General features: G+C 40.2%; 3 protein-coding genes and 1 riboswitch. All 3 genes read left to right on the top strand.

Annotated features, from left to right (window positions below; all coding sequences use genetic code 11):
* A partial coding sequence (locus HT671_RS09170; RefSeq protein WP_172923137.1) for a transposase occupies positions 1–193 on the top strand: 193 nt, incomplete at its 5' end.
* A gap of 294 nt (positions 194–487) precedes the next feature.
* Positions 488–1,624: an L-lactate oxidase gene (gene lctO, locus HT671_RS09165; protein ID WP_000120708.1), complete on the top strand. Its 1,137-nt coding sequence runs from the start codon at positions 488–490 to the stop codon at positions 1,622–1,624.
* A 148-nt stretch (positions 1,625–1,772) separates the two neighbouring features.
* A riboswitch (TPP riboswitch) is annotated at positions 1,773–1,861 on the top strand.
* A gap of 217 nt (positions 1,862–2,078) precedes the next feature.
* A complete protein-coding gene (locus HT671_RS09160) occupies positions 2,079–2,747 on the top strand; it encodes a TenA family protein (protein WP_138703456.1) in 669 nt (222 codons plus the stop codon).
* The last annotated feature ends 110 nt before the right edge of the window (positions 2,748–2,857 follow it).

The raw sequence follows: 2,857 nt of genomic DNA, 5'->3' as shown, positions 1-2,857 counted from the left end.
TTTTGATCCCAAGAACATTTTGGATGAACTCTGCATCCAAGATAAACCCTTTTTCTTACCTCTACCGCCATATTCACCGGATTTGAATCCTATTGAGCAAGCATGGGCTATCTTGAAAAAGAAAGGAACAGATTTATTAAGGGAAGTCCCAACTATTTTTGAATGTTTGGAACGCTTTTTTAAAACTAAATAACTGATATAAGTCCATAGGCCCTATTAGAGGATGTTCTGGTGTCTTATTTACTTGTTTTTATAGCATTAGTAGATAGAATCAGCAAATAAAAAAGTAGTTCAAATGCCTGGCAGCAAAAAATCTCAACGATTCACTTAATATAGACTAAAGTTTAGAGTTTAAGGAAAGTAGGGCTAATATATTGTATGAAAAATAAGATTGTTTTTAAGCAAAACTCTTGAAAATGATTGAAAAAAGAGTTATTATAGATGTATAGTAAAAAGCAAACGCTTACTTAATCAAGGAGGACAGTTTATGTCATACAAAACAAGCAATGCAGAAGGGCATGTAGATTTCATTAATACCTATGATTTGGAGCCAATGGCGCAACAAGTGATCCCTAAAGCAGCATTTGGCTATATTGCTAGTGGGGCAGAAGATACTTTCACTTTAAGAGAGAATATCCGTGCCTTTAACCACAAACTCATCGTTCCACATACGCTTTGCGATGTTGAAAATCCAAGTACAGAGATTGAATTTGCAGGTGAAAAACTATCCTCACCAATCATTATGGCGCCTGTTGCGGCTCATAAATTAGCGAATGAACAGGGTGAAGTGGCGACTGCGCGTGGTGTGCATGAGTTCGGTTCTCTTTATACAACCAGTTCTTACTCTACTGTTGACCTTCCAGAGATTTCTGAAGCCCTTCAAGGGACACCTCATTGGTTCCAATTTTACTTTAGTAAGGATGACGGTATCAACCGCCACATCATGGACCGTGTGAAGGCTGAAGGTTATAAAGCGATTGTCTTGACGGCAGATGCTACTGTAGGGGGCAATCGTGAGGTGGATAAGCGTAATGGTTTTGTCTTCCCAGTTGGCATGCCGATTGTTGAAGAATACCTGCCAGAAGGTGCTGGTAAATCAATGGACTTTGTTTACAAATCAGCTAAACAGCGCTTGTCTCCACGCGATGTAGAATTTATCGCTGAATACTCTGGACTTCCTGTCTATGTCAAGGGACCACAATGCCGTGAGGACGTTGAGCGTTCACTTGCTGCGGGAGCTTCTGGTATCTGGGTAACCAACCACGGTGGTCGTCAAATCGACGGTGGACCAGCTGCTTTTGACTCGCTTCAAGAAGTGGCAGAAGCAGTTGATAGACGTGTGCCAATTGTCTTTGACTCTGGTGTTCGTCGTGGTCAACACGTCTTTAAAGCCTTGGCTTCAGGAGCAGACTTGGTAGCTATTGGTCGCCCTGCTATTTATGGTTTGGCTCTTGGTGGTAGTGTTGGTGTGCGTCAAGTCTTTGAACACTTGAATGCGGAATTGAAGACAGTTATGCAATTGTCTGGAACTCAGACCATTGAAGATGTCAAACACTTCAAACTTCGTCACAACCCATACAACCCAACCTTCCCAGTTGACCCTCGTGACTTAAAATTGTATTGATAAAAGAGATTGCCTCCACTGAATGTGGAGGTTTTTCTTCGTGTATTGGAAGAATAAATCGCTATCAAAAACTATATAAAGATATTTTTCGGTCAAATATCTTGCTAGGGCTTTCAATTTCTGTTATAATGATCTAGTAATTAAATAATAAAGACATTTGGGGTGCTTTAGGCTGAGATGATACCCATTGAACCTGATACAGTTAAGACTGGCGAAGGGAAATGTGAACAGTTTTTTTCGTATGGTGAAATGAACGGTCTAATCTTGTAAGTCAACTCTAATTCTTGATTGTAATTGGAGTTTTTTTGTTTATATAAAACTGGGTAGGCTTGTTTAGGTAGCTCTCTGCAAATGCCCTCGATGTTCTTTAAAAGGATCAAGTGGAATTACGATTTTACTTGGTATTTCTTGGTGTTTTATTAATTACTAACAAGTAAAGAGAGGAGAAGTAAATATGGAAACACAGGTTTATGCATTTCAGCCAGGTTTGACTGTTGGAGAATTATTAAAAAGCAGTCAGAAGGATTGGCAGGCTGCAATCAATCATCGTTTTGTTAAGGAACTTTTTGCAGGGACAATTGAGAATAAGGCCTTAAAAGACTACCTGATTCAAGATTATCACTTCTTTGATGCCTTTTTATCCATGTTGGGTTCCTGCGTAGCCCACGCAGACCAGCTTGAATCCAAGCTTCGTTTTGCCAAACAACTAGGCTTTCTTGAAGCAGATGAAGATGGCTATTTCCAAAAGGCTTTCAAAGAGTTAAACGTATCTGAGAATGACTATCTAGAAGTGAGCTTGCACCCTGTAACAAAAGCCTTTCAGAATCTAATGTACTCGGCAGTGGCTTCATCAGACTATGCCCATCTTTTGGTCATGCTGGTCATTGCAGAAGGACTCTATTTAGACTGGGGTTCTAAAACTTTGGCTCTTCCTGAAGCCTATATTCATTCGGAATGGATCAATCTCCACAGAGGTCCTTTCTTTGCAGAGTGGGTTCAATTTCTGGTTGACGAACTCAATCGTGTCGGAAAAGGTCGAGAAGATTTGACAGAGCTTCAGCAACGCTGGAATCAAGCGGTCGCTTTAGAATTAGCCTTTTTTGATATTGGTTATGATGCCTAGAGAAGGCTCATGATATTTACAAATTTGATGAGTTAATACTCTTCGAAAATCTCTTCAAACCACGTCAGCTTCACCTTGCCGTAGGTATGGTGTTCTATCTGCAACCTCAA

It is taken from the genome of Streptococcus sp. 2741 (genome assembly GCF_013276315.1).
GTDB lineage: Bacteria > Bacillota > Bacilli > Lactobacillales > Streptococcaceae > Streptococcus > Streptococcus pseudopneumoniae.
This window is presented reverse-complemented; position numbering and strand designations above follow the sequence as displayed.